This is a genomic window from Telluria aromaticivorans (genome assembly GCF_013003915.1).
GTDB classification, from domain to species: Bacteria; Pseudomonadota; Gammaproteobacteria; order Burkholderiales; family Burkholderiaceae_D; genus Telluria; species Telluria aromaticivorans.
In genome coordinates this window covers 248,747-270,373 of sequence record NZ_JABAIV010000001.1, presented here as the reverse complement: position 1 = coordinate 270,373, position 21,627 = coordinate 248,747, and the positions used below count along the sequence as shown (strand labels likewise).

Annotated in this window: 20 protein-coding genes; 7 read left to right on the top strand and 13 right to left on the bottom strand. The window is 65.4% G+C overall.

The annotated features are described in order from the left end of the window. Positions 1-6 precede the first annotated feature (6 nt). The 3 genes from HGB41_RS01315 to HGB41_RS01305 form a co-directional block, all read right to left on the bottom strand. Positions 7-1,491: an aminotransferase-like domain-containing protein gene (locus HGB41_RS01315; RefSeq protein ID WP_171080320.1), complete on the bottom strand. Its 1,485-nt coding sequence runs from the start codon at positions 1,489-1,491 to the stop codon at positions 7-9. A 111-nt stretch (positions 1,492-1,602) separates the two neighbouring features. Further along, the gene (locus tag HGB41_RS01310) at positions 1,603-4,062 is read right to left on the bottom strand and encodes a bifunctional diguanylate cyclase/phosphodiesterase (RefSeq protein WP_171080318.1); all 2,460 of its coding nucleotides are present in this window, start codon (positions 4,060-4,062) and stop codon (positions 1,603-1,605) included. A 277-nt stretch (positions 4,063-4,339) separates the two neighbouring features. Then, positions 4,340-5,275 carry an AraC family transcriptional regulator gene (locus HGB41_RS01305; RefSeq protein WP_171080317.1) on the bottom strand — a complete coding sequence of 312 codons (936 nt, stop codon included), beginning with the start codon at positions 5,273-5,275 and terminating at the stop codon, positions 4,340-4,342. Positions 5,276-5,413: 138 nt separating this feature from the next. Here HGB41_RS01305 and HGB41_RS01300 point away from each other — a divergent pair, with 138 nt between their 5' ends. Next, on the top strand, positions 5,414-5,950 hold the full coding sequence (locus HGB41_RS01300) for a carboxymuconolactone decarboxylase family protein (protein ID WP_171080314.1): 537 nt from the start codon (positions 5,414-5,416) through the stop codon (positions 5,948-5,950). A 59-nt stretch (positions 5,951-6,009) separates the two neighbouring features. Further along, a complete protein-coding gene (grxC, locus tag HGB41_RS01295; RefSeq protein ID WP_171080313.1) occupies positions 6,010-6,267 on the top strand; it encodes a glutaredoxin 3 in 258 nt (85 codons plus the stop codon). 10 nt (positions 6,268-6,277) lie between these two features. On the opposite strand, the gene HGB41_RS01290 is transcribed toward grxC, so the two are convergent. The 3 genes from HGB41_RS01290 to HGB41_RS01280 form a co-directional block, all read right to left on the bottom strand. Continuing rightward, positions 6,278-7,858: a methyl-accepting chemotaxis protein gene (locus HGB41_RS01290; protein ID WP_171080311.1), complete on the bottom strand. Its 1,581-nt coding sequence runs from the start codon at positions 7,856-7,858 to the stop codon at positions 6,278-6,280. 98 nt (positions 7,859-7,956) lie between these two features. Further along, positions 7,957-8,694: an EAL domain-containing protein gene (locus HGB41_RS01285; protein ID WP_171080308.1), complete on the bottom strand. Its 738-nt coding sequence runs from the start codon at positions 8,692-8,694 to the stop codon at positions 7,957-7,959. A 4-nt stretch (positions 8,695-8,698) separates the two neighbouring features. Further along, positions 8,699-10,384 (bottom strand): diguanylate cyclase domain-containing protein, encoded by a 1,686-nt coding sequence (locus HGB41_RS01280; protein WP_171080306.1) that lies wholly within the window; start codon positions 10,382-10,384, stop codon positions 8,699-8,701. A 258-nt stretch (positions 10,385-10,642) separates the two neighbouring features. Here HGB41_RS01280 and HGB41_RS01275 point away from each other — a divergent pair, with 258 nt between their 5' ends. Continuing rightward, on the top strand, positions 10,643-11,161 hold the full coding sequence (locus HGB41_RS01275) for a DUF1993 domain-containing protein (protein ID WP_171080298.1): 519 nt from the start codon (positions 10,643-10,645) through the stop codon (positions 11,159-11,161). Between the two features lie 57 nt (positions 11,162-11,218). Here the strand turns inward: HGB41_RS01275 and cynR are convergent, their stop codons facing one another. Beyond that, positions 11,219-12,106 carry a transcriptional regulator CynR gene (gene cynR / locus HGB41_RS01270; RefSeq protein ID WP_171080296.1) on the bottom strand — a complete coding sequence of 296 codons (888 nt, stop codon included), beginning with the start codon at positions 12,104-12,106 and terminating at the stop codon, positions 11,219-11,221. Between the two features lie 122 nt (positions 12,107-12,228). On the opposite strand from cynR, the gene HGB41_RS01265 reads away from it, so the two are divergent. From HGB41_RS01265 to HGB41_RS01255, 3 genes are all read left to right on the top strand, one after another. Next, complete coding sequence (locus HGB41_RS01265) at positions 12,229-12,891, top strand: carbonic anhydrase (RefSeq protein WP_171080294.1); 663 nt, start codon at positions 12,229-12,231, stop codon at positions 12,889-12,891. 31 nt (positions 12,892-12,922) lie between these two features. Next, positions 12,923-13,393 carry a cyanase gene (gene cynS, locus HGB41_RS01260; RefSeq protein WP_171080292.1) on the top strand — a complete coding sequence of 157 codons (471 nt, stop codon included), beginning with the start codon at positions 12,923-12,925 and terminating at the stop codon, positions 13,391-13,393. Positions 13,394-13,466: 73 nt separating this feature from the next. Continuing rightward, entirely contained in the window at positions 13,467-14,447 is a 981-nt protein-coding gene (locus HGB41_RS01255) for an SLAC1 family transporter (RefSeq protein ID WP_171080290.1), read from the top strand. A gap of 849 nt (positions 14,448-15,296) precedes the next feature. Here the strand turns inward: HGB41_RS01255 and HGB41_RS01250 are convergent. After that, positions 15,297-16,052, bottom strand: coding sequence for an SDR family NAD(P)-dependent oxidoreductase (locus HGB41_RS01250; protein ID WP_171081854.1), 756 nt, complete (start codon positions 16,050-16,052; stop codon positions 15,297-15,299). A 145-nt stretch (positions 16,053-16,197) separates the two neighbouring features. Between HGB41_RS01250 and HGB41_RS01245 the strand changes: the two genes are divergently transcribed. Beyond that, entirely contained in the window at positions 16,198-17,106 is a 909-nt protein-coding gene (locus HGB41_RS01245) for a LysR family transcriptional regulator (RefSeq protein ID WP_171080288.1), read from the top strand. Between the two features lie 167 nt (positions 17,107-17,273). On the opposite strand, the gene HGB41_RS01240 is transcribed toward HGB41_RS01245, so the two are convergent. From HGB41_RS01240 to HGB41_RS01215, 5 genes are all read right to left on the bottom strand, one after another. Beyond that, positions 17,274-17,717, bottom strand: a complete 444-nt coding sequence (locus HGB41_RS01240) for a hypothetical protein (RefSeq protein ID WP_171080286.1) — start codon at positions 17,715-17,717, stop codon at positions 17,274-17,276. 130 nt (positions 17,718-17,847) lie between these two features. Next, complete coding sequence (locus tag HGB41_RS01235; protein ID WP_171080284.1) at positions 17,848-18,732, bottom strand: LysR family transcriptional regulator; 885 nt, start codon at positions 18,730-18,732, stop codon at positions 17,848-17,850. Positions 18,733-19,065: 333 nt separating this feature from the next. Beyond that, entirely contained in the window at positions 19,066-19,383 is a 318-nt protein-coding gene (locus HGB41_RS01225) for a hypothetical protein (RefSeq protein ID WP_171080280.1), read from the bottom strand. A gap of 117 nt (positions 19,384-19,500) precedes the next feature. Next, positions 19,501-20,412 (bottom strand): LysR family transcriptional regulator, encoded by a 912-nt coding sequence (locus HGB41_RS01220; protein ID WP_171080278.1) that lies wholly within the window; start codon positions 20,410-20,412, stop codon positions 19,501-19,503. A gap of 131 nt (positions 20,413-20,543) precedes the next feature. Beyond that, positions 20,544-21,533 (bottom strand): alpha/beta fold hydrolase, encoded by a 990-nt coding sequence (locus HGB41_RS01215; RefSeq protein WP_212760820.1) that lies wholly within the window; start codon positions 21,531-21,533, stop codon positions 20,544-20,546. Between the last annotated feature and the right edge of the window lie 94 nt (positions 21,534-21,627).

Sequence of the window (21,627 nt, the reverse complement as noted above, 5' to 3'; positions counted from 1 at the left end):
CCAGCCTCAGACCCTCCTGATGGCGTCATCCCGGCGCAGCGCCGGCACGTGCGCTTCCGGCGCCATCTTGGCGTTGGCAAGCTGGATGGTGGCCAGGCGCCCGAGCGTGGCGATGGCCTTGTCGAACTCCGGCGTCCATGGGTGCCCGTAGTTCAGACGGATGCAATTCTTGAACGAGGCGCGCGCCGAGAACATCGGTCCCGGCGCAATGCTGATGCCGGCGGCGCTGGCGTCGCGCTGCAGCAGCAGGGAATCGATCCCGGGCGGCAGTTCGACCCACATGAAATACCCGCCTTCCGGGCGCGTGGCCCGGGTGCCGAATGGAAAATGACGCAAGACCGCAGTTGCCAAAGAAATCTGCTGCTGCGACAGCGCATGGCGCAACTGCCGCAGGTGGCGGTCGTACCCGCCCTTGGCCAGGTAGTCTGAAATCCCTTCCTGGATCGGCGCGGCGACCGCGAGCGTGCGCATCAGTTTCAGGCGCGACACGCTCTGCCTGAACTTGCCGGGAATCGCCCAGCCCAGGCGGTAGCCCGGCGCCAGCGACTTGGAAAACGATGAGCAATGCAGCACTAGCCCGAACTGGTCGAAGGCCTTGGCCGGCAAGGGCCGCTTTTTCCCGAAGTACAGCTCGGCATAGACGTCGTCCTCGATCAGCGGCACCTCGTGCGCCGCGAGCAGGCTGACCAGGGCGCGCTTCTTTTCCTCGGGCATCAAACTGCCCAGCGGATTCTGGAAATTGGTCATCAGCCAGCACGCCGCCGCCCGGTGCATCTCCAGTACCTGCGCCAGCAGTCCCAGGTCGATGCCGTCGCGCGGGCTGGACGGCACCTCGATCGCCTTCAGGCCCAGGTTTTCCAGCGCCTGCAGCGCGCCATAAAAGGTCGGCGACTCGACGATCACGCAGTCGCACGGCTTGGTGACGGCCTGCAGGCTGAGATTGAGCGCCTCGAGTGCGCCGTTGGTGATGACGATGTCGTCGGGCTGGACATGCACGCCGTCGGCCAGATAGCGCAAGGCGATCTGCCGCCGCAGGGCCGCATTGCCCGGCGTGATGTCGTCCACCGTGCTCCAGGGATCCATGGTGTTGGCGCCATACGCCAGCGAGCGGGCCAGGCGGGGCAGGGGAAACAGCAGCGGGCTGGGAAATGCCGAGCCCAGCGGCACGACCTCGCGCGTCGTGACCGAGGCCAGCACCGAAAACACGAGCTCGCTCACCTCGACCGGCAGGGAGGTCGCATCGTAGCTGCATGCCGTGCCCGGCTCGGGCGGCAAGCTGGTGCCGCCTGCCGTCACGTAGTAGCCGGAGCGCTCACGAGCGCGGATCAGGCCGCGAGCTTCGAGCAGGTAGTAGGCCTCGAACACGGTCGATGCCGACACGCCGCGGCTGGCGCTGACCTGGCGCACGGACGGCAGCCGGTCGCCCAGCTTCATGAGCCCGGTTCTGATCGAGGATGCAAGTTCCTCCGCCAGCTGCTCGTAGCGTTTCATGCGATTCCCTGTCTCCCAGATACGGGAATTACAGCACTTGTTTCTATGCATGGCAAGTTAAGTAAACTGAACAATAAGTCCGCCGAAACAAACGCGTACGCGGACGGCGTTTCAGCCATGCCGGGGCAGGCTCGACGCAAATTCCTGCAGCGGCACCGGGCGCCCGTGCAGGTAGCCTTGCTGCCTGGTGCATCCATGGGTGGACAGGAAGGCGCGCTGGTCTTCCGTCTCGACGCCCTCGGCCACCACCTTCAGGCCCAGGGTCTCGCCCAGCACGATGATGGCGCGCACGATCGCCGCACTCTTCGGGTCGCGCAGGTCCTGGATGACGGTCTGATCGATCTTCATCTCGGCAAAGGGGAGGTTCTTGAGATAGGTGAGGGAGGAGTAGCACACGCCGAAGTCGTCCAGCGCGCAGCCGATGCCCATGCTTTTGAGCGCCTTCATCTTAGCGATGGTGTCGTCGACGTCGTCGATCAGGAGGCTCTCCGTCAGCTCGATGGTCAGGCGGGCCGGGTCGGCCCCGGTGCGCCGCAGCACATCGGCCACGCCGGCAAGAAAATCGGCCTGGCGGAACTGCCGCGCACTGACGTTCACCGACAGGCTCAGGCCCGCGGTGGCCGGGTGGGCATGCCAGGCGGCGAGCTGGGCGCAGGCGCATTCCAGCACCCAGCTGCCCAGGGCGACGATCATGTTGCCTTGCTCGGCCTGCTCGATGAACGCCCCGGGCATCAGCAATCCCTTCACCGGATGCTTCCAGCGCACCAGCAACTCCGCGCCCACGACCTGGCCGCCCTCGTGCTGCGGCTGGAAGTGCAGCACGAATTCTCCGTGCTGCATGCCCCTGGCCATGTCCGCTTCCAGCGCGAGCTGCGCGCAGTAGGGCGACTGCATGGTGGGCGCGAATATCCTGACCGTATTGCGTCCTTGCGCCTTGGCGCTGCACATGGCCAGTTTGGCCTGTTCCATGAGCTGTTCGCCCGCCAGTGTACCGGGGCAGGCCAGCGCTACCCCGATGCTCGCCGTGCTGCGCAGTGCCTGCGCGTCCAGGCAATACGGACCGTTCAGGGCGGCCAGCATCCTGGCCCCGGCGGCCAGCGCCTCGGCCGACGGGGTCGCTCCGGCAGCGCCCAGGCCGTCGATGAATACCCCGTATTCGTCGCCCTTGAGCCGCGCCACCGTGCCGCCCGCGCCGGCCACGGACAGCAGGCGTTCGCCGGCCTGGTGCAGCAGCCGGTCGCCGGCGGCGTGGCCCAGGCGGTCGTTGAGCGCCTTGAAATCGTCCAGGTCGATGTGGAATAGTGCGCCGACCCTTCCCCCGTCCATCGCGCTCTGCGCCAGGCGTTCGAGCAGCATGCGGCGATTGGGAAAACCGGTCGGTTCGTCGTAGTAGGCCAGGCGGGCGATTTCCCGTTCCGCTGCCTTGCGCGCCGAGAGATCGGTTTCGCGCCCGACGTAGTTGTCGACGTTGCCGTGCTCGTCCACGACTGCGGACAGGTCCAGCAGGACCGGATAGACCTCGCCATTCTTGCGCCGCATGTTGAGCTCGCCGGACCAGGCGCCGCTGCGCGCGAGTTCCAACCACGGGCAGGCCTGTCCGGCGGCGTCGATGCGTCCGGCCAGCGGGTCCATGCCGGCCAGCTCGCTTTCCTGGTAGCCGGTGGCGGCGATGAACGCCCGGTTGACGCGCACGAGCTGTCGGCCGGCGTCGGCGATGAACATGCTTTCCGGTCCCTGGAAGGCGATCGCGGCAATGCTGAGCTCCCTGTGCATGCGCTGCTCCTCGGTGACGTCGCTGCTGGAGCAGTAGACATAGGCGCGGCCCTCGACCACCGTGCTGGTCGCGTAGATCCGCACGGCGATCCGGCGCCCGTCGAGCCGGCGGTAGCGCGCGTCGATCGTCGCGGCCGTGCCGGGCGTGGCGACCAGGCCGGCGAAGCATTGGCGCAGCGTGGGCGTGTCCCACTCCAGGTTCCATTCGGAGACATGCATGCCCAGCATCTGGCGCGCGGCGCCGCCGAGCATCTGGGCGAATGCGTCGTTGGCTTCCACCAGGAATCCGGCCTCATCCAGGATATGGATGCCGTCGGTGGTCATTTCCATCAGCAGCTGGCTGTGCCTGGCCCATAGTTCGGCGCGCGCGGCGCTCCGGCGCCGGGCCGTGACATCGACCAGGAAGCCGTTCCAGACGACATTGCCCTGTTCGGTCAAGCTGGGCAGGGCGTTGCCCGAGATAAGGTGTTCGACCCCGTCCGGGAAACGCAGGCGGTATTCGTGCTGCCATGGACGCATGCTGCGCGCCGACGCCAGCAGCGAAGCGACAAAGCCATCCAGGTCGTCGGGGTGGACCGCATCGAACACGGGCTGGGCGTCGTGGCGCAGCACATGCCGCTCGACCCGATACAAGGCGCAGAATGCATCGCTGGCGGCCGCGGCGCAGTAGGTGCCGTCGCGCAGCAGGCGAAACACGAACACGATGCCGGCCAGGTCTTCGCCCGGAAGGGGCAGGCTGGCGCCGGCGGCGCCGGGGTCGCGGCGAAACGGGACGGCGCAGTGCAAGGACAGGTTCATGACACGCTCCTGGAACGAGGCCCCGGCGAGGCTGTCGATCGGCGGGGCGCTGCGCGTGTTGCCCGAGGAACGTGCGAAGCGGCCAGTCGATGAGGCAGTATGGCCTGCGCATGGAAAACAAACAGAGGCAGTCCGGACCTGTTTTAGCGCATCAGATGGGGCTGCAGCCGGCGGCGATGCAGGCGGCGGATTGCCAGCTCCGCGCAGGTCGGGCAGGACAGCGGCTTGCTACGCCGGTTTTCGAGTCAAACTGCACCGGTCGCGCCCTGCCTGTCGTTCAGGCGCGTTCCTGTCCTGGCGCCCGGGTTTTCCGGTAGGCGCCGGGGCCGACGCCGAAATGGCGCTTGAAAACCCGGTTGAAGGCGGCCTCCGATTGATAGCCGACCTGCTCGCCGATCGCCCCGGCCGACAGGCGCCCGTTCTGCAGCAGCGCCGCGGCCTTGGCCATGCGCGTTTCGGTCAGCAGCTGCGCCGGCGTGGTGCGGGCGACCTGCTGGAACAGCCGGGCGAAGGTGGCGCGCGACATATTGCAGGCGGCGGCCAGTTCGCTCACTTCCCAAGGACGCTCGGGCGCGTCGAGCATGGCGTGCAGGGCGCCGCGCAGGCGCGGATCGGCCAGCAGCGCGAACAGGCCGTCGAGTGCCGCGCCCTGTTCGACCCAGGCCCGCATGAGCAGCGCGAACAGGGCCGACGCCAGCTGCGAGACCACCGCCCGCCCGCCCGGGCGCACCTGTTCGGTTTCCGCCCGCAGCATGGCGATCAGCTGCTGCAGCACGGCCAGTCCCTCGCTCTGCGCGGATTTCACATGCACCAGTTCCGGCAGCGACGACAGCAGCACCCTGGCGCTGCCCGGGTCGAACTCGAACTGGCCGCACAGGATGCGGGTCTGCGGTCCGGGGCTGTCGTTGTAGTGAAACGGCAGCGGGCCGCGGTCGTGGGATGCGCGCGGGGCGTAGTGGATGTCGTGCGGCCCCGGGGTGTGCAGGCGATGCGGGGTCCCCATTGGAAACAGGATGATGTCGCCGGCGCCGAGCGCGATCTCCTTTTCGCTGCCGACCTCGAGCAGGCACTCGCCGCTGGCGATCAGGTGGTAGGGCGCGATGCCCGGGCCCGTGCCGTGGTGGTCGAGCACCCAGGGCGCGCCGAACTGGCATCGCACGTCGAGCGCGGTGCGGACGGGATACAAGGCAAGCAGCTGGCTGAGGGCGCCCATGTCGGCAATCCGGTGAGAGGAATGAGCAAATTATAGAGCGTTGCGAGCATTCAACAAGCGACCCCGGAAGCCTAGACTGGTTTCCGTCGACACAGATTCACGCCGGCGCCACTCTCAACCAACCACGAAGGAATGATCATGACCCGTCTTCACACCATCGCTCCCGCCGACGCCGTCGGTCCTGCCGCCACCCTGTTCGGCGCCATCAAGCAGGCCATCGGCATGGTGCCGAACGCCTACGCCACCGCCGGCTCCAACAGCCCGGTCGCACTGAAAGCCTCGCTCGGCCTGGATGCCGCGCTGCGCGAAACCAGCCTGTCGACCAAGCAGGTGGAAATTATCAAGCTCGCCGTGAGCGAAACGGTCGGCTGCGACTACTGCGTGGCGGCGCACACCCTGATGGGCAAGAAAGCGGGCCTGAGCCGCGACAGCATCCTGGCGATTCGCCGCGGCGCCGACAGCGACGACGCCGCCACCGATGCGCTGGCCGATTTCGCCCGTCTGCTGGTCACCACCACCGGCACCGTCCCGCTGGAGGAAGTCGAGGCGATCAAGGCCGCCGGCTACAGCGACGCGCAGATCGTCGACACCATGCTTGCCATTGCCAGCATCACCTTCACCAACCTGCTCAACCGGGTCAACGACACGACCCTCGATTTCCCGGCAGCCGATTGAGCGCGCCAGGTGGCGTGCGGACCTGCCGCACGCCGCAGTCCACCACACAGGAGCACAGCATGCAAGAAGTCACGATGTACAGCACCCATACCTGCCCTTACTGCGTCCAGGCCAGGCGCCTGCTGGCCGAAAAAGGCGTGGTCGCCAAGGAAATCCATGTCGACGAAGAGCCGGGCAAGCTCAGGGAAATGATCGACATCACCGGGCGCCGCACGGTGCCGCAGATCTTCATCGGCGCCACCCACGTCGGCGGCTACGACGACCTCAGCGCCCTGGCGCGCGCAGGCAAGCTCGATCCGCTGCTCGCGGCGGCGTGAGACGGCCGGTTCAGGACAGCAGCGCGACCCGTTCCCGGGCGCTGGGCCCGGCGCCGAGCTCGAAGCGGCCGACCATGCGCTCGAGCGTCTCTGCCTGTTCCCGCAGCGCCGCCGAGGCGGCGACGTTTTCCTCGACCAGCGCCGCATTTTGCTGGGTTACCTGATCCATCTGCACGATGGCTTCGTTGACCTGTTCGATTCCCGCCGCCTGCTCCTGGCTGGCGTTGCTGATCTCCGCGACGATGCTGCTGACTTCCTCGATGCTGTCGAAGATGGCATGCACGCTGGCGCCGGCTTCGTGTGCGAGTCCGGCGCCGGACTGGGCCAGTTCGACCGAGCTGGCGATCTGGCTGCCGACATCCTTGGCGGCGTTGGCGCAGCGCTGGGCCAGCGTGCGCACCTCGGCGGCGACCACCGCGAAGCCGCGTCCCTGCTCGCCGGCGCGCGCCGCTTCCACCGCCGCGTTCAGGGCCAGGATGTTGGTCTGGAACGCGATGCCTTCGATCAGGCCGGTGATGTCCTCGATCCGGCGCGACGCGACCAGGACTTCCTGCATGACCTCGGCCACCTTGCCGACCTGCGCGCTGCCGTGCCCGGACATTTCCCTGGCCGAGCGCGCCAGGTCGGCCGCCTTGCGCGCGCTGGCGGCATTCTGCCGCACGGTGGCGGTGAGTTCCTCCATCGACGAGGCGGTTTCCTCCAGCGCGCCGGCCTGGGTTTCGGTGCGCTCCGACAGGCAGGCCGTGCCTTGCGCGATTTCACGGGCGGCGCCGCCGATCGCCTGGCTGCCGGCCAGCACACCGGCGACGGTGTCGACCAGGCTGGCCTGCATCCGGTCCAGGCCTGCCATCATGCGGCCCATCTCGTCCTGCCTGCCGGCGGCGATCTTGCCCGTGAGCTTGCCGTCGCCGATGGCGCGCATGTGGGCGAGCGCCGTGTCCAGCGGACGTACGATTGCGCCAGACAGCTTCCTTGCCGAGACAACGACCGTCACCAGGCCCAGCAGCAGGCCGCCGCCGGTCCACCACAGGAATTCGCGGTAGCCTCCAGCGCTCTGCCGGTACAGGACCTCCGCGCGGCTGGTCTGGAACTGCGCCAGCGCATCGATCTTTTCGCTCAGCGCGCTGTACATCGGCGCCATGCGGTGCAATACCAGCGAGCGCGCTTCGTCGTTGCGGCCGGCCTGCAGGGCGGTCACCAAAGGTTGCTGCGCTTGCTGGATATAGATGGCGCGCTGGGCGTGGACGGCTTCGGTGAGCCTGAGCTCTTCGGCATCGGCCGGCAGCGCGGTGTACCTGCGCCAGGCGGCGTTGGACTTGTCGCCGAAGCTGATCGCACGCTCGAGCGATCCCTGGCTTTCGCCAGAGTCAGGATCGAGCACGACGCGGTCGAAGGCGGTCCGCGCGCGCAGCAGGTAGGCGACCGACTCGCCCAGCGCCGAGGCCGAGGCCAGCTGGTTGGTGTACATCTCCTCGAGATTGGCGTTGGCGCGCGACAGGCCGAGGATGGCCAGGGCCGCGCTCAGGACCAGCAGCCCGGCCATGACCGTCATCGACAGGATCAGGCGGGCACGGATCGACAGGGATTTCATGGGGCTCCAGTGTAAAAAATGGTGGGAAATACGCGCGGGCGAACGAGCGCCTGCCTGCGTACGCGGCGCCGGGAGGTGCGGCCGGCCGGCGCGCCGGCTCAGGACAGGTTGATGCGCAGCGGCGGCGTGGCCGATGGGCGGGCGATGTAGAAGCCCTGGGCGTAGGCGATGCCGAGGCGGCGCAGGGTGTCGAGTTCCTGGAATGTTTCGACGCCCTCGGCGATCACCCGCGCCTGCGAGCACGACGCCAGCTGCTGCACCGCCTCGAGGAAGCAGCGCTTGAGCACATCGCCGTCGCTGCCCTGCACGAACGCGTTGTCGAGCTTGACGCAGGCCGGCTGCAGCTCCAGCCACAGGCGCAGCGAGGCGTAGCCGGCGCCGAGGTCGTCGATGGCCATCTCGTAACCCAGGCTCGACAGGCGGCGGGTCACCTCGTGAAGGCGCGGGTAGTCGTGCACCGCCTGTTCCTCGGTGATTTCGATCACGACGCGGGTCGGATCGACGTCCAGGGACACCAGCACCTGTTCCAGCTCCGGGCCCGCCGCGTCGGGCGCGAGCAGCAGGCTGGCGCTGACGTTGACGAACAGCTTGCCGGGCAGGTCGAGCCGTCTGAACGCCGTCCAGATCGTGCGCAGGCAGGCGTATTCGAGTTCGCGCTGCCGGTTCTCCCGGCGGGCGGTGGCGAACAGGGCGGCGGGAGATTCCAGGTCCGAACCCGCGGGGCCGCGGATCAGGGCTTCGTAGCCGACGATACTCAGGTCGGCCGTTGCGACGATCGGCTGGAAGACGGCGCGCAGCCGATGGTCGAGAAGGAGGGTGCCGAGCGGCGTGGTCATGTTCTTATTCCAGAGGGATGGGCTGCATGGCGGGGAAGGAGGCGTCCCCCTCCGGCATGGCCGAGTAGTAGGCATAGGCGCTGCCGCCGCGCTGCTTGGCGCGGTACATGGCCAGGTCGGCGTGACGGATCAGGGTCTGCGCGTCGCGGCCGTCGTCCGGAAAGATGCTCACGCCGATGCTGCACGATGCGCCGGCCGGGGGGCGGGCCAGCAGCGTGCGCTGGAGCGTGGCGTCGATGTCGGCGCGCCGGGAGACGTCGTTCAGGACGATCACGAATTCGTCGCCGCCCAGGCGCGCTACGAGGTCGCCACTGCGCACCACCTGCTGCAGGTGCTGGGCGAAGCCGACCAGGGCGCGGTCGCCTTCTTCGTGGCCGTGGGTGTCGTTGATGGACTTGAGCTTGTCCATGTCGAGGAACACGATGCCGAGACGGCCCCCAGCCCTGGCGGCCGCCTCCAGCGCCTGGCCGAGGTAGCCGTGCAGGCCGGCGCGGTTGGGCAGGCCGGTCAGCACGTCGTGCAGGGCCAGGTGGCGCATGCGCTCATCGGCACGCTTGCGCTCGTCGATGTCCTCGATCATGCAGATGTAGTGGGACGGAGCGCCCTGCTCGTCGTAGGCGATCGAACTGGTGACGCTGACCCAGGCGTGGCTGCCGTCCTTGCGCCGCAAGCGCTTCTCGCGCGTCGAATACATGAGTTCGCCTGCCAGCATGCGCTGGTAGACCATGACGTCGGAGGCGCGGTCCTGCGGGTGGGTGATCTCTCTTGCCGGGATGGACAGCAGCTCCTGTTCCGAGTAGGCGACGATCGAGGTGAGCTTGTGGTTGACCTTGATCCAGCGCCCATCGATCGAGACGTGCGCCAGGCCGGTGGCCGCCTGGCTGAATGTGATGGCGCAGCGCGAGCTGGCGGCGCGCAGTTGGGCCAGCGCCTGGACGCGTTGACTGACGTCGCGGATCACGACCGACAGCAGGTCACGCCTGGCCAGGCGCATGCGCTCCACGCGCACTTCCACGTTCAGGGCGCTGCCGTCCGCACGCCGGCAATCGTATTCGCTCGGATTGATTTGCGCTGCCAGTTGCGCCAGCGTCGGCGTGCTGCCGTCCTCGGCGCGCAGCCGGGCGCACAACTGGTCGAACTGCAGGGACGGCAGTTCGCCGCTGTCCAGTCCCAGCATGATCAGTGCCGCCGCATTTGCCTGGCGCACCCTGAAATTCGCCATGTCGACCAGCAGCACCGCCTCGGAGATGCCGTCGAGTACGCGGCAGGCCGCCAGCAAGTCGTCTTCGCGCTGCACCTGGCGCGTGGCGTCGCTCAACAGCACCAGGACGGGCAGGGGCGCGGGTCCGACCGGCACGACTTTCATCAGCACATGGCGCAGCTTGCCGTCCAGTCCCTGGCGCACCAGCATGGTGCGGTGCGGGGCCTGCGCCGCGGTGCCGAAGGCGACGGCGTCGACGAAGGCACGGTCGCTGCAGCTGCGCCCAAGAAGCAGGCCCGGCTGCAGGGGAGCTGCAAAGCCCATCATGCGCTCGACGCCCTTGCCCATGGCGAGCAGCAGTCCATCGCGGTCGAGGGTGATGCTCTCCTCCAGCGGGCTGCAGCTTGCGTGATCGGCTGCAGGGTAATCCGCAGTCTGCGCCGATGGATCGGGCAGGGCCGGTGACAGGGGAAGGGACAGGTCGGACATGGCGGGCGGGAGCAGCAAGCGGGTTGGAGTGCCTGCATTATTCGCTGCTTCTCGGCAATAAAACAGGGCCAGTTGGCCGGCAAATCGGCATACCAGATGGGACGGCGCGATCCTTTCCATGCAGGCAGCGCATAGGTGATATGCGCGGCGCCGCCCTTATCGGCGCGGCGCCGGGACGGCATACTCGAGGGTGTCTCCCCCATGGCCAAGGGCGCCAGCCGGGCCTCACAGTTTTTTTATTGATCAGGAATGATGCACATGACGATGACGATGTCGGAACTATCCGTACCGGTGCTGGTACGCGGCTTGACCGTGCTGGGCGCGCTGCTGGACAAGGGCGAGGCGCACGCCGCTGCGGCCGGCGTGGCGCCGGAAGCCTTGCTGTCCGCGCGCCTGGCGCCGGACATGCTGCCGCTGTCGGCGCAGGTGCAGTCGGCCTGCGACACCGCCAAGCTGGCGATCCAGCGCCTGGGCGGCGTGACCGGCCCGGTGTTCGCCAACGACGAGACCACCTTCGCGCAACTGCGGCAACGTATCGCGGCGACCATCGCCTACATGGAGAGCGTGGACACCGCCGCGATCGACGCCAGCTTCGGACGCGAAATCAAGCTCAACTGGACGGCGACCGGCCCGGTGTTCACCGCGCAAGGCTACCTGCTCAGCTTTACCTTGCCGAATTTCTTCTTTCATGTGACGACGGCCTACGACATCCTGCGCCACCAGGGCGTGAGCATCGGCAAGAGCGACTACCTGGGCGCCTACACGCACCAGGAATAAGACCGGCCCGCTACCCTTCAAGGCCTGGCCGGCACGGTCACATGGACGGGCAGGCGTCTACATGCTCCATTGCGCGGCGTCGCGCATGATCATCTCCATCAGCGCGCGCGCCGCCGCGCTCTGGTAGGCGTCTTTACGCCGTAACAAGCGCACCGTGCGCGGCGCCGGCGCGGGCACAAGCGCGAGGTTGCGCAGACCCGGCGCACGGGCCGCGATGGCCTCCGGCAGGATGGTAACCAGGCGGCTGTGCCGGACGATTTCCACCAGCGCGCTGATCGTATTGGCCTCGACCGCCACGGTCGGCGCCAGCCGCTGCGCCTGCAAGTAGCGGTCGACGTGCACCCGGGTGACGAAATCGGCGCTGAGCAATCCCAGTTCGACCTCGGCCAGCGCCGCGGCCTCGACCTGCGGCCGCCCGGCCCACGGGTGATTGTCGGCGACGACGGCACTGAGTTGTTCCGAGAATACCGGCAGGCAGTCGATGTCGGCCGAGCGCGCGAGCTCGAAGGCGATGCCGAGATCGACTTCGTCGGCCTCGACCGCTGCGGCGATCGTGTCCATCGACATCTCATGGACCTTCACGGTGATGCCGGGATGACGGTCGCGGAACGCGGCGACCAGCGGGCCGGCCAGGTAGGCGGTGAAGGTCGGCGTCATCGCCAGGCGCACCAGGCCTCGCGACAGGTCGTGCACGTCGTGAATCGCCCGGCGGCCCGATTCCAGCTCGGCCAGGGCGCGCCGCGCATGCGCGATATACACTTGCCCCGCATCGGTGACGACGACCTTGCGCCCGCTGCGGTCGAACAGGGCAGCCCCCAGGCGCTCTTCCATCTGCAGGATCTGCTGCGACAGCGCAGGCTGCGACAGGTGCAGGGCCTCTGCGGCCCGCGTGAAGTTACCGTGCTCGGCAACGGCGATCAGGTATCGAAGCGAGCGCAGTTCCATGACGTCACCATTGGTTTTTCTTATCGTCGCTATTCTAAACCGGTCTTGGACGGCCGCACCGGAACTGAGGATGATGGCATCACTGCAGCCCGCAAGGCAGCATCCACGTACCAGGAGCAGCGATGAAATCGTTCGTACAAGGCGCACTGAAGTTTCGCCAGCAGACCTTTCCGGGAATGTCGGCCTTGTTTAAAAAACTCGCGCACAGCCAGCGGCCCAACACCCTCTTCATTACCTGTTCGGACAGCCGCGTCGTTCCGGAATTGCTGACCCAGCAAGATCCCGGCGACGTCTTCGTGATCCGCAACGCCGGCAACATCGTCCCTTCCTACAGCGCCGAGCCGGGCGGCGTCACCGCCACCGTCGAATACGCCGTCGCGGTGCTGGGCGTCGCCGACATCGTGGTGTGCGGCCATTCGGATTGCGGGGCGATGACGGCGATTGCCAAGTGCACCTGCATGGACCACTTGCCGGCAGTGTCGAGCTGGCTGCGCCATGCCGACGCCGCCAAGGCGGTCAGCCGGGCAAGGAAGCATGCCGACGAGGCAGCCAAGGTAGCGTCGATGGTGCACGAGAACGTCATCGCCCAGCTGGCCAACCTGCGTACCCACCCGACCGTCGCACTCGCCCTGGAGCAGGGCAGCCTCAGCCTTCATGGCTTGGTTTACGACATCGAAACCGGCGCGGTCGAAGCACTCGACGGCACGGTCCGCCGCTTCGTGCCGCTCGAGTCTCACCCCTACGCGGTCGCCACGCCCGCACAGGCGTCGCGCCGTGTCGCGTGAACGCATCCAATCATCTTCAAAGGACATCTCCATGCTGCAATCGAACCTTACGCAAGACGCCCGCACCGAACTGACCGCCCGCGTCATTACCAATAAAGCCCTCAAGGACCTGTCCTGGGCGAGCCTTGCCGACGGGACGGGTTTGAGCGTGGCCTATGTCACCGCCGCGCTGCTGGGCCAGCACGCGCTGCCGCACGCCGCCGCGGCCAGCGTCGCACAGCGCCTGGACCTGGACGATGCCGACGTCAGGCAGCTTCAGGCGGTGCCGATGCGCGGCAGTATTCCAGGCGGCGTACCGACCGATCCGACCATCTACCGCTTCTACGAGATGGTGCAGATTTACGGCACCACGCTCAAGGCGCTGGTCCACGAGCAGTTCGGGGACGGCATCATCAGCGCCATCAACTTCCGCCTCGACATCAGGAAGGAAGCCGACCCGGACGGCGGCGATCGCACCGTCATCACGCTCAACGGCAAGTTCCTTCCAAATAAGCCTTACTGAGCCCGAACGGCGCCGCGCCCCTCTCCGCGACAACCAACAGGCAGGCCTGCGGCCTGCCATACAGGAGCTTCACATGAAACTGCAGGTCCTAATGCCCGCATCCCTCTTCGGGTCGATTCTTGGCATCGCCGGCCTGGCCAGCGCCTGGCGGGCCTCCGCTTCCGTATGGAACATGCCGGCCTGGCCGGCGATGGCCTTGACGGCAGTTGCCGTGCTGGCCTGGCTGGCTGGCCTGGTGCTGTATCTCGCCAAGTGGGCCGTGCTGCCGGCGCAGGCACGGGAGGAGGCCGGGCATCCTGTCCAGGGGAACTTCCTGATGATGATCCCGGTGTCGAGCATGCTGGTTGCGATGCTGCTGCAGCCCTATGCCGCCACGCCGGCGCGCGCACTGTATGTGCTGGCCATGACGGGCGCCGTCGTGCTCAGCGTTTGGCAGCAGGGAAACATGATGCAGGGAGGGCGGGCCGCAGGGACGGCGACGGCAGCGCTGTATATCCCCACCGTGGCAGCCGGCTTTGTCGGCGCGATCGGGGCCGCGGCCTTTGGCTGGCAAACGCTGGCGCAGCTGTTCTTCGGCGCCGGCCTGCTGGCGTGGTTGGCACTCGAGTCGGTCTTGCTCAATCGGATGATGCACGGCGACGCCATGCCGCCGGCCATGCGCGCCAGCTTCGGCGTCCAGCTGGCCCCGCCGTCTGTGGGCCTGCTTGCGCTGTTTGCCGCCTGGGACGCCGTGCCCGCCCATCTGGCCTTGATCCTGTTCGGCTACGCCCTGGCGCAACTGCTGCTCGCGGCCCGGCTCCTGCGTTGGCTGCTCGCCGGCGGGTTCGGCCCGGCGTTCTGGAGCTTTGCCTTCGGTATCACCGCCCTGTCGACCGGCGCCTGGAAGCTGGCTGCAGGTGGACTCGACATTGCGCAAACCCTGGCGCCTTGGCTGTTCCTGTTGGCCAATGGCGTCGTCGGTATCGTGGCAGCATACTCACTGTGGCTGATGGGCGCGGGCAAGTTGCTGCCCCGGCACGCACCCTTCACGCGCGCCGGTGTCTTTCCTGGATAGGGCGAGCGCCGCAACGTCAGGGCCAGGTCTGACGTTCAGTCACGGCCCCTGCCTGACTTGCCCAGGTCGACCTTTTTCGCGGTCGACAGAATGGGGCGAGCGAAATGGCATGCGATTGTTCATCGCCATGTCGATTTTCGATGCCCTTGTTCGTCGTGACAGTGGAGCAGCCCATCCACACCACCTTCGACCTGGAGATACCGTGAACAAGCAAATCATCTTCGTCAACGGCCGCTCTTGGCCGTTCTTGGCGGTGACGAGGGTCAACCGGCCTTAACACTCAGGCTATATCGGCCATTCTTCACCGTTCGACGATGCACTTGAGATCGCTGAACAGACTGAAGTTTAAGTCAAGCTAGCTGGCCCACGAAGGTGGGCCAGCCATAGATTGACCAGTCAGGGCGACTGCACCCGGCACAGACTGTATAAAAATACGACCAGCGTGTTTTCAGGGTCTCTTACCATTCCCGACTTTGAGAAAACGCCTTGGAGAACGTTCTGAGAGGCCGGTTGTCGCCGGCATGCTGTCCACTTTGCGTTTTTACACAGCCTAGGCCATTGGGAGCCGTCGAACGCTGAAGGCTGGAAGAATCAATCCAGACGAAGGAGCCTAGCACTGTCAAAGAATGAACGGTCGCGATAAGTGGGTTTCTGCCGTTCGTGACAGTCTGCGATTTTTCGGCTGTGGCGAACTGCTATGCTGAGCTCGACGGCCGGGTTCGGCCCAAAGCAGACGCGGAGAACATCATACGCTGATGGCCGTTCCCTGAAGTTTGCATCGCACCTCCGTTGTCTGCCGCGCCGGTTTGCCGCGACTCACCGGTGACGGTCTCTGGGCTTAGTTGAGCGTCAGATCTGGCGCATACCACCATCCACGAACAGTTCAATACCATTGACGAAACTGGCGTCATCGGATGCGAGGAAGACCGCCGCCTTCGCGACCTCGTCCGGGTCGCCTACCCGGCCCATCGGAATCAAGGACGCCAGATGGTCGAGGAAACCTTGCTGCTGATCCGGATCGGTGCCAACCAGCTCGACCAGCCCTGGTGTCTTGATTGGGCCCGGGCTGAGCGTGTTCACGCGAATGCCCTTGCCTTTCAGGTCGACGATCCAGTTCCGGGCAAACGCCCTCACCGCGGCCTTCGAGGCGGCATACACGCTGAACGCTTCGGTACCGCCGCTGGCGGCGGTGGAGCCGGTCATGATCACCGATGAGCCAGGGCTCATCAAGGGCAGCGCTTCCTGCACGGTGAACAGGGTGCCTTTCACATTGCGTGAGAAGGTGTCCTCGTAGTGCGCTTCGGTGATCTGCCCCATCGGAAGCAGGGAGCCGCCGCCGGCATTGGCCACGAGGACGTCGAGCTTGCCATGCTCCTGTTTGATCCGCTCGTACAGCGCCTGCAACTGGCCGACGTCGGCCGAGTCGACCCGCACGCCGGTGGCGGCGCCACCGATGGCCGCGGCCGCGGCATCTAGTTCCGCCTGACGACGGCCGGTGATGTAGACGGTCGCGCCTTCGGTGACGAAACGCTTGGCGATGGCTAGGCCGATACCGGTGCTTCCGCCGGTAACGACCGCTACTTTTCCTGCAAGTTTCAGTGACATGGATTTTCCCCTGAGGATGGATTTCAATATGCGCCCGACATTGAGCACAGGTTCTAGTGTGGGGCGAAGGAAGGCGAGGCAGAAGACAGGCCGGACGCATATGATTTATGCTCTGACTGCATGAATTGTGTGAGGGACTCTCAAATTGGATAAATTACTCTGGATGCATTGCTTCGTACGGGCCGTGGAGACGGGAAGCTTTTCTGCGGTGGCGCGGGAACTGCAGATCGGTCAACCCAACGTCAGCAGGCACATCGCATCGCTCGAGAAGTTGCTCGATACCCGGCTCCTGCACCGTTCGACCCGCCGGCTGGCCACGACGCCCGAAGGACAAAGCTATTACGCCCAGGCGCGTCACGCTCTCGATGTCATTGCGCAGGCAGAGTCAGATGCGCGCGGAGAAAAGAACCCGCATGGACTCCTGCGGGTGTCTTGCGCGGAAAGCCTGGGTACGGAGGTAGTGATGGGGGCCATGCCGGCCTTCCTTGCGCGCTATCCTGACGTGGAAGTCGAGCTGCGACTTAGTGACGGCTACATCGACTTAGTGGCGGAAGGTGTCGATATCGCGCTGCGCGGCGGGGCATTGAAGGATAGCGCGCTGCGCGCGCGCCGGGTCGGAACATCCGAGCGCATCTGCGTGGCGAGCACGGCCTATATAGCGCAGCATGGCAGGCCAGCCGTCCCTTCCGACTTGCTGCAGCATGAGTGCCTGATTTACACATTGCTGGGCAGCGGCAGCGCAAGCGGACGCTGGCCGTTCAGCAGCGGCGACGTCCATGTGAGCGGTCGCCTAAGGCTTAACAGCCTGGAGGGCATCCGTCGCGCGGTATTACGCGACATGGGCATCGGATATCTTCCCTCATGGATGCTTGCCGCCGAACTCGAGCGTGGCGAGGTGACGGCGCTACTGGTAGATTATGCCGCGGCCGGCACACCTCTTAATGCGCTGTATTCGGCTGAGCGTCTGCTTCCACGGCGGGCCTCCGCCTTCATCGAATTTATGAGCGGTGTCTTTGCCAACACGCCAGGACTCGACGGCGTATCCCTGGTCTGAACGCTAGATTCCGGGCACTGCCGCACCAGCGTGATCCGTTTTGCCGTAAGGGGTCTGGCCCCAGGCTGAAATGGCGATTGAGGACGCGGGCGTCCCGCGCTCAGGATGCGGTCTGAAGCGCGCTGGCAAGCTGGCATCTCTGCCTGCTTGAGCCTGGCGCGGCAAGCTCAATGCAACGAATGTCGTACAGCGCGCGGCAGCTGGTACGGCGCGCAATAGCGGTAGGTCGTCGACCTGCCCTTGACGGTCTGCGTGAATGTCAGGGCGTCATGGACGGTCACCAGCTGGCGCTGCACCTCCCTGCGCTTTGCCCCCATTTTGGTGCCGACGCAGCTCTGGTCGACTGTGGCGCGGCCGGCCTTGAGCGCCAGCACCTTGGCCCTGCATGTGTGGGTGTGCGTCGTACTGATGCCACGGCCGTCGTACTGTCGGATCGCGGCATTGGCAGGCGCTGCGCACTCGGTGCCGCGGGCCACGTAGATCCCGGGTTTAAGCGGATACACGCCGCCTGGTTTCGCAGTGGTATCGACGCTGGCCGATACACTCGCGCCGCATCCGAGCGCCGCGAGCAGCAGCACTGTCCGCGCGATCCATCGTTGTTGGAGCTTCATGTCATCCTTGTGGTCGGTGGGGCGGTCCCCGGGGGAGGCGATTTTACCTGCCGCGCCTGGGAACCAGCGTCCCGCGACAGAAGCGCGACAGCTCGATACATTCGATGACAGCCGGCAGCCAAGCGGCAGGCTAGGGCTGGAGACTGGGATGGGTCCGCAAGTGTTCGACGATACCGTCGATGAACCTGCGGATTTTCAGGGAACCGTACTTCCCCTCGCGATGTACCACCTGCACCGGCCACGGCGCTTCCTCGAAGTCCTCGAGCAGGAGGCGCAGCTGGCCCGTATTAACCGCGTCCGCCACCTGGTAGGAAAACAGCCGGGTGATGCCAACTCCGGCAATCGCTGCCGACAGTGCCGCATCGTTGCTGGTAACGGTCAGGCGCGGCTTCATCCTGACGGTGAATGGCTCCGGGTCGCGCCCGAACCGCCATTCGACCCTAGGGGACACGGCACTCGAGGACACCACCGTATGCTGCAGCAGATCGGAGGGATGGGATGGAATGCCGGAGGCCTCGAGGTAGCTCGGTGCGGCGCACAGGACGCGTCGCACCTGGCCGACGCGGGTGGCGCGCAAGGCGGAATCGGGCAGATGGCCAATCCGGATGGCGACGTCGATGCCTTCCTCAACAACATTGACCACTCGGTCCAGGAACTGCGCGGTAACCTCGACCTGAGGATACTGCCGCATATATTCGACAATGCAAGGCAGCACCATCATTCGGCCGAAAAGTATTGGCGCTGTGATCGCCAGCGTACCCTGCGGCTGGCTATTGGTGCCCGAAACAGCTTCATTGGCTTCGGCTATGCTGGCCAGGATTGCGCGGGCGGAGTCGAAATACTGGCGCCCGGCGTCCGTCATGCGGACATTTCGCGTAGTTCGGAGCAACAGCCGCACGCCTAGCTGCTCTTCGAGAGCTCCGATCGCACGCGTGACCGCAGCCGGAGAGACGTCCAGTTTGCGCGAGGCAGAGGCAAATCCGCTTTCTTCGCCAACCGTCACGAACACTTGCATGAGGTGGATTTGGTCGATGACTGTTCTCCTGACGAAAAAAAGTATAAACCCCAAAAGGTCTTGCACAGGCATTATTTCGGAAAAGCCAGGTAAGCACAATCATCCCTAGCGAGCTCGCATTCCGGAGCCCTTGGGCAGGGCAGCGCCGAGGGCATACAGGGATACCAGCAGGGCAGAGCGCCCGGGATCACCTGCCCGCACGACCTGTGCGAGGATGGAAGCAAGCACTGGACCGGCGCACGGCGTCCACACCGCTCCTGGCGACAGTCCGATCATGAAGGCGCTTCCTTCTACATCGCTGTGTACTACCCGGTCCTGGCTCGGCGGGACCATTCATCTGCGCGTGCGGGCGACAAGCCAGTCGAACGGCAGCGACCAAACGCGCAACAGTCCGGACAAGGCAAGCAGCACAAGGGCCGCTTGGCGCAGGGTCTCTTGTGCTATTTCAACTGCTGCCGACAGCGAACCGAGCGCCATCGCGAACGACGGGAACGCGATGACGAATCCCAGGACGATCATCCGCGGCCGTGTGCGGCCCTGCTGTGGCACGGAGGCGTTCAGCATTACGGGCGGTACGGGGAGAACGCAGGGTGACGCAATAGTGGCAGCGCCGGCCAAGAAGGCCAGAACGAAATCGATCGTATTGGACAAGGAACACCTCGCGGCTGGTGGAAGCCACCATCAGACGCGGCACATGTATCGGGCACATGTTGGCGAGCCGGGGTTTTGTTGTAGGTATCTGGAGCGGTTTGCGCTACCTGATGCTTCTTACCGGTCAACACGTGGGCGCTCGTTGGCACGAAACCGGTCGCGCCCCAGGTCCACCAGTGCCCGAAGACTGGGTGAGACGTGCCGTCGCCCAGGGTAGTAGAGGCATAGTCCCTCGACCTCGAGGGTGGCATCGTCGAGCACCTGCTCCAGACGTCTGCTAGAGATGTCCTCTGCGACGTGCCACTCCGCGAGGTAAGCCAGGCCCAGTCCCCCGCGTGCGGCTTCCCTTGCCAGAGCCGGATTGTCGAAGGTCAGCATCCCGCTCACGTCGATCTCGACTGGTAGGCCGTTGGCCATGAATTCCCAGCGATAGAGTGCGCCGCTGGGCATGCGCATCCGGATACACGGTTTGGTGCGCAAGTCGGCTGGGGTGGCTGGCGCACCGATTGTCTCGATCAAAGCCGGTGTACCGACGACGACGTAGCGCAATGCCGGTTCGATCTGTATTGAAATCATATCTTGCGGAACACTCTGTGCAAGCCGGATGCCGGCATCATAGCCACCGGCGACAATGTCGATCAGCCGGCCTTCGGTCACGATGTCGAGATGCACCGCCGGATAGCGGGCGGCGAACTCCATGAACAAGGGCATGCAGCGCAAGGCGGCGGCCGCGGAGGTGTTGATGCGAAGCGTACCCGATGGCTGGCCGCTGCTGCTGCCCGCCGTTTCCATCGCACGCCGAATGTCCAGGAGCGCCGGTGCAATTACAGCCATGAACTCGGCGCCGGCGTCCGTTACTGCCACGCTGCGGGTCGTCCGATTGAACAAACGCGTACCCAACCGCCCCTCTAGCCCGGCAACCGTATGGCTGACAGCGGAAGTCGAGACGCCAAGTGAGGTAGCAGCCGCGCGGAAGCTGCGCATGCGCGCGACGGTGAGTACTGCTTCAAGTTCAGCAAGTGTGGTCATGAGTCCGAAGGAGGAATTTCGCGGTTCGTTGCGCGGCGACGATCAGGTACCTGGGTGACTTCAGACGCCAGAATGGGCTGGCGTCGCATCCTGATGTGGCCGGCAAGCCTCGCAGCTGCCGGCCGTCCGGATCATTTGCGCATGGCTTTGGCCAGGAAGGGACGCATCAGGGCGCCGATCTTGGCACTGTCTTCTTCGAGCGCGAAGTGACCGGTATCGAGAAGGTGCAGTTGCGCCTTCGGCAGGTCGCGCAAGTAAGGGCTGGCGCCAGCCGGTGGGAAGATTTTGTCGTTCTTCCCCCAGACAATCAGCATGGGTGGCTGATGCTTGCGGAAATAGGACTGCCACTGCGCGTAATGCCCCGGATTGCTGCCATAGCTGTAGAACAGTTCGAGCTGGATGTCCTTGTTGCCGGGGCGGTCCATATAGGCCTGGTCCACGGTCCAGGCATCGGGACTAATCCGCGTAACATCGCGCGCGCCTTCCGTATATTGCCATTTGGTGGCGCCCAGTTCGAACAAGGGTCGCAGTTTCGCGCCATTGGCTTCGGACTTGTCCGCCCAATATTGCTTCATGGGCTTCCAGAAGTCGTTGTCAATACCTTCATCGTAAGCATTACCGTTTTGCACGACGATGGCGGTGACACGTTCGGGATGCGCAGCGGCGATGCGGAAACCGATCGGCGCACCGTAATCCTGCACGTACATCGCATACTTGGTCACGCCCACGGCTTCGGTGAATTTGTCGACCACCTTGGCCAGGTTGTCGAAGCTGTACGTGAAGTCCTTCATCGCGGGCATGTCGCTTTGCCCATAGCCCGGATAATCCGGCGCGATAACATGGTAACGGTCAGCCAGCAGCGGAATCAGGTTGCGGAACATCTGCGATGAGGTTGGGAAGCCATGCAGAAGCAGAATGGTCGGGGCATCCTTCGGGCCGGCTTCACGGTAGAAAATATTCACGCCATCGACCTTGACGGTGCGGTAGCTGACGCCGGCAGTACTGGCTACGTTAGGTGCGGCCTTGGCGGGAGCCGCGGCCGGCGCCGCGTGGGTAGCATGGGAAGCGAAGACAAGGGTGATCGCTGCTGCGAAAGGGGCGAGAGTGCGGATGATGTGCATCATGTTTCTCCTGTGGATGAATCAGTTGAATGAAGTTCTTATGCGCTGTGCCAGACTGCGAAATTTGGCGCCTGCCGGGCCTGCTATCGATCAC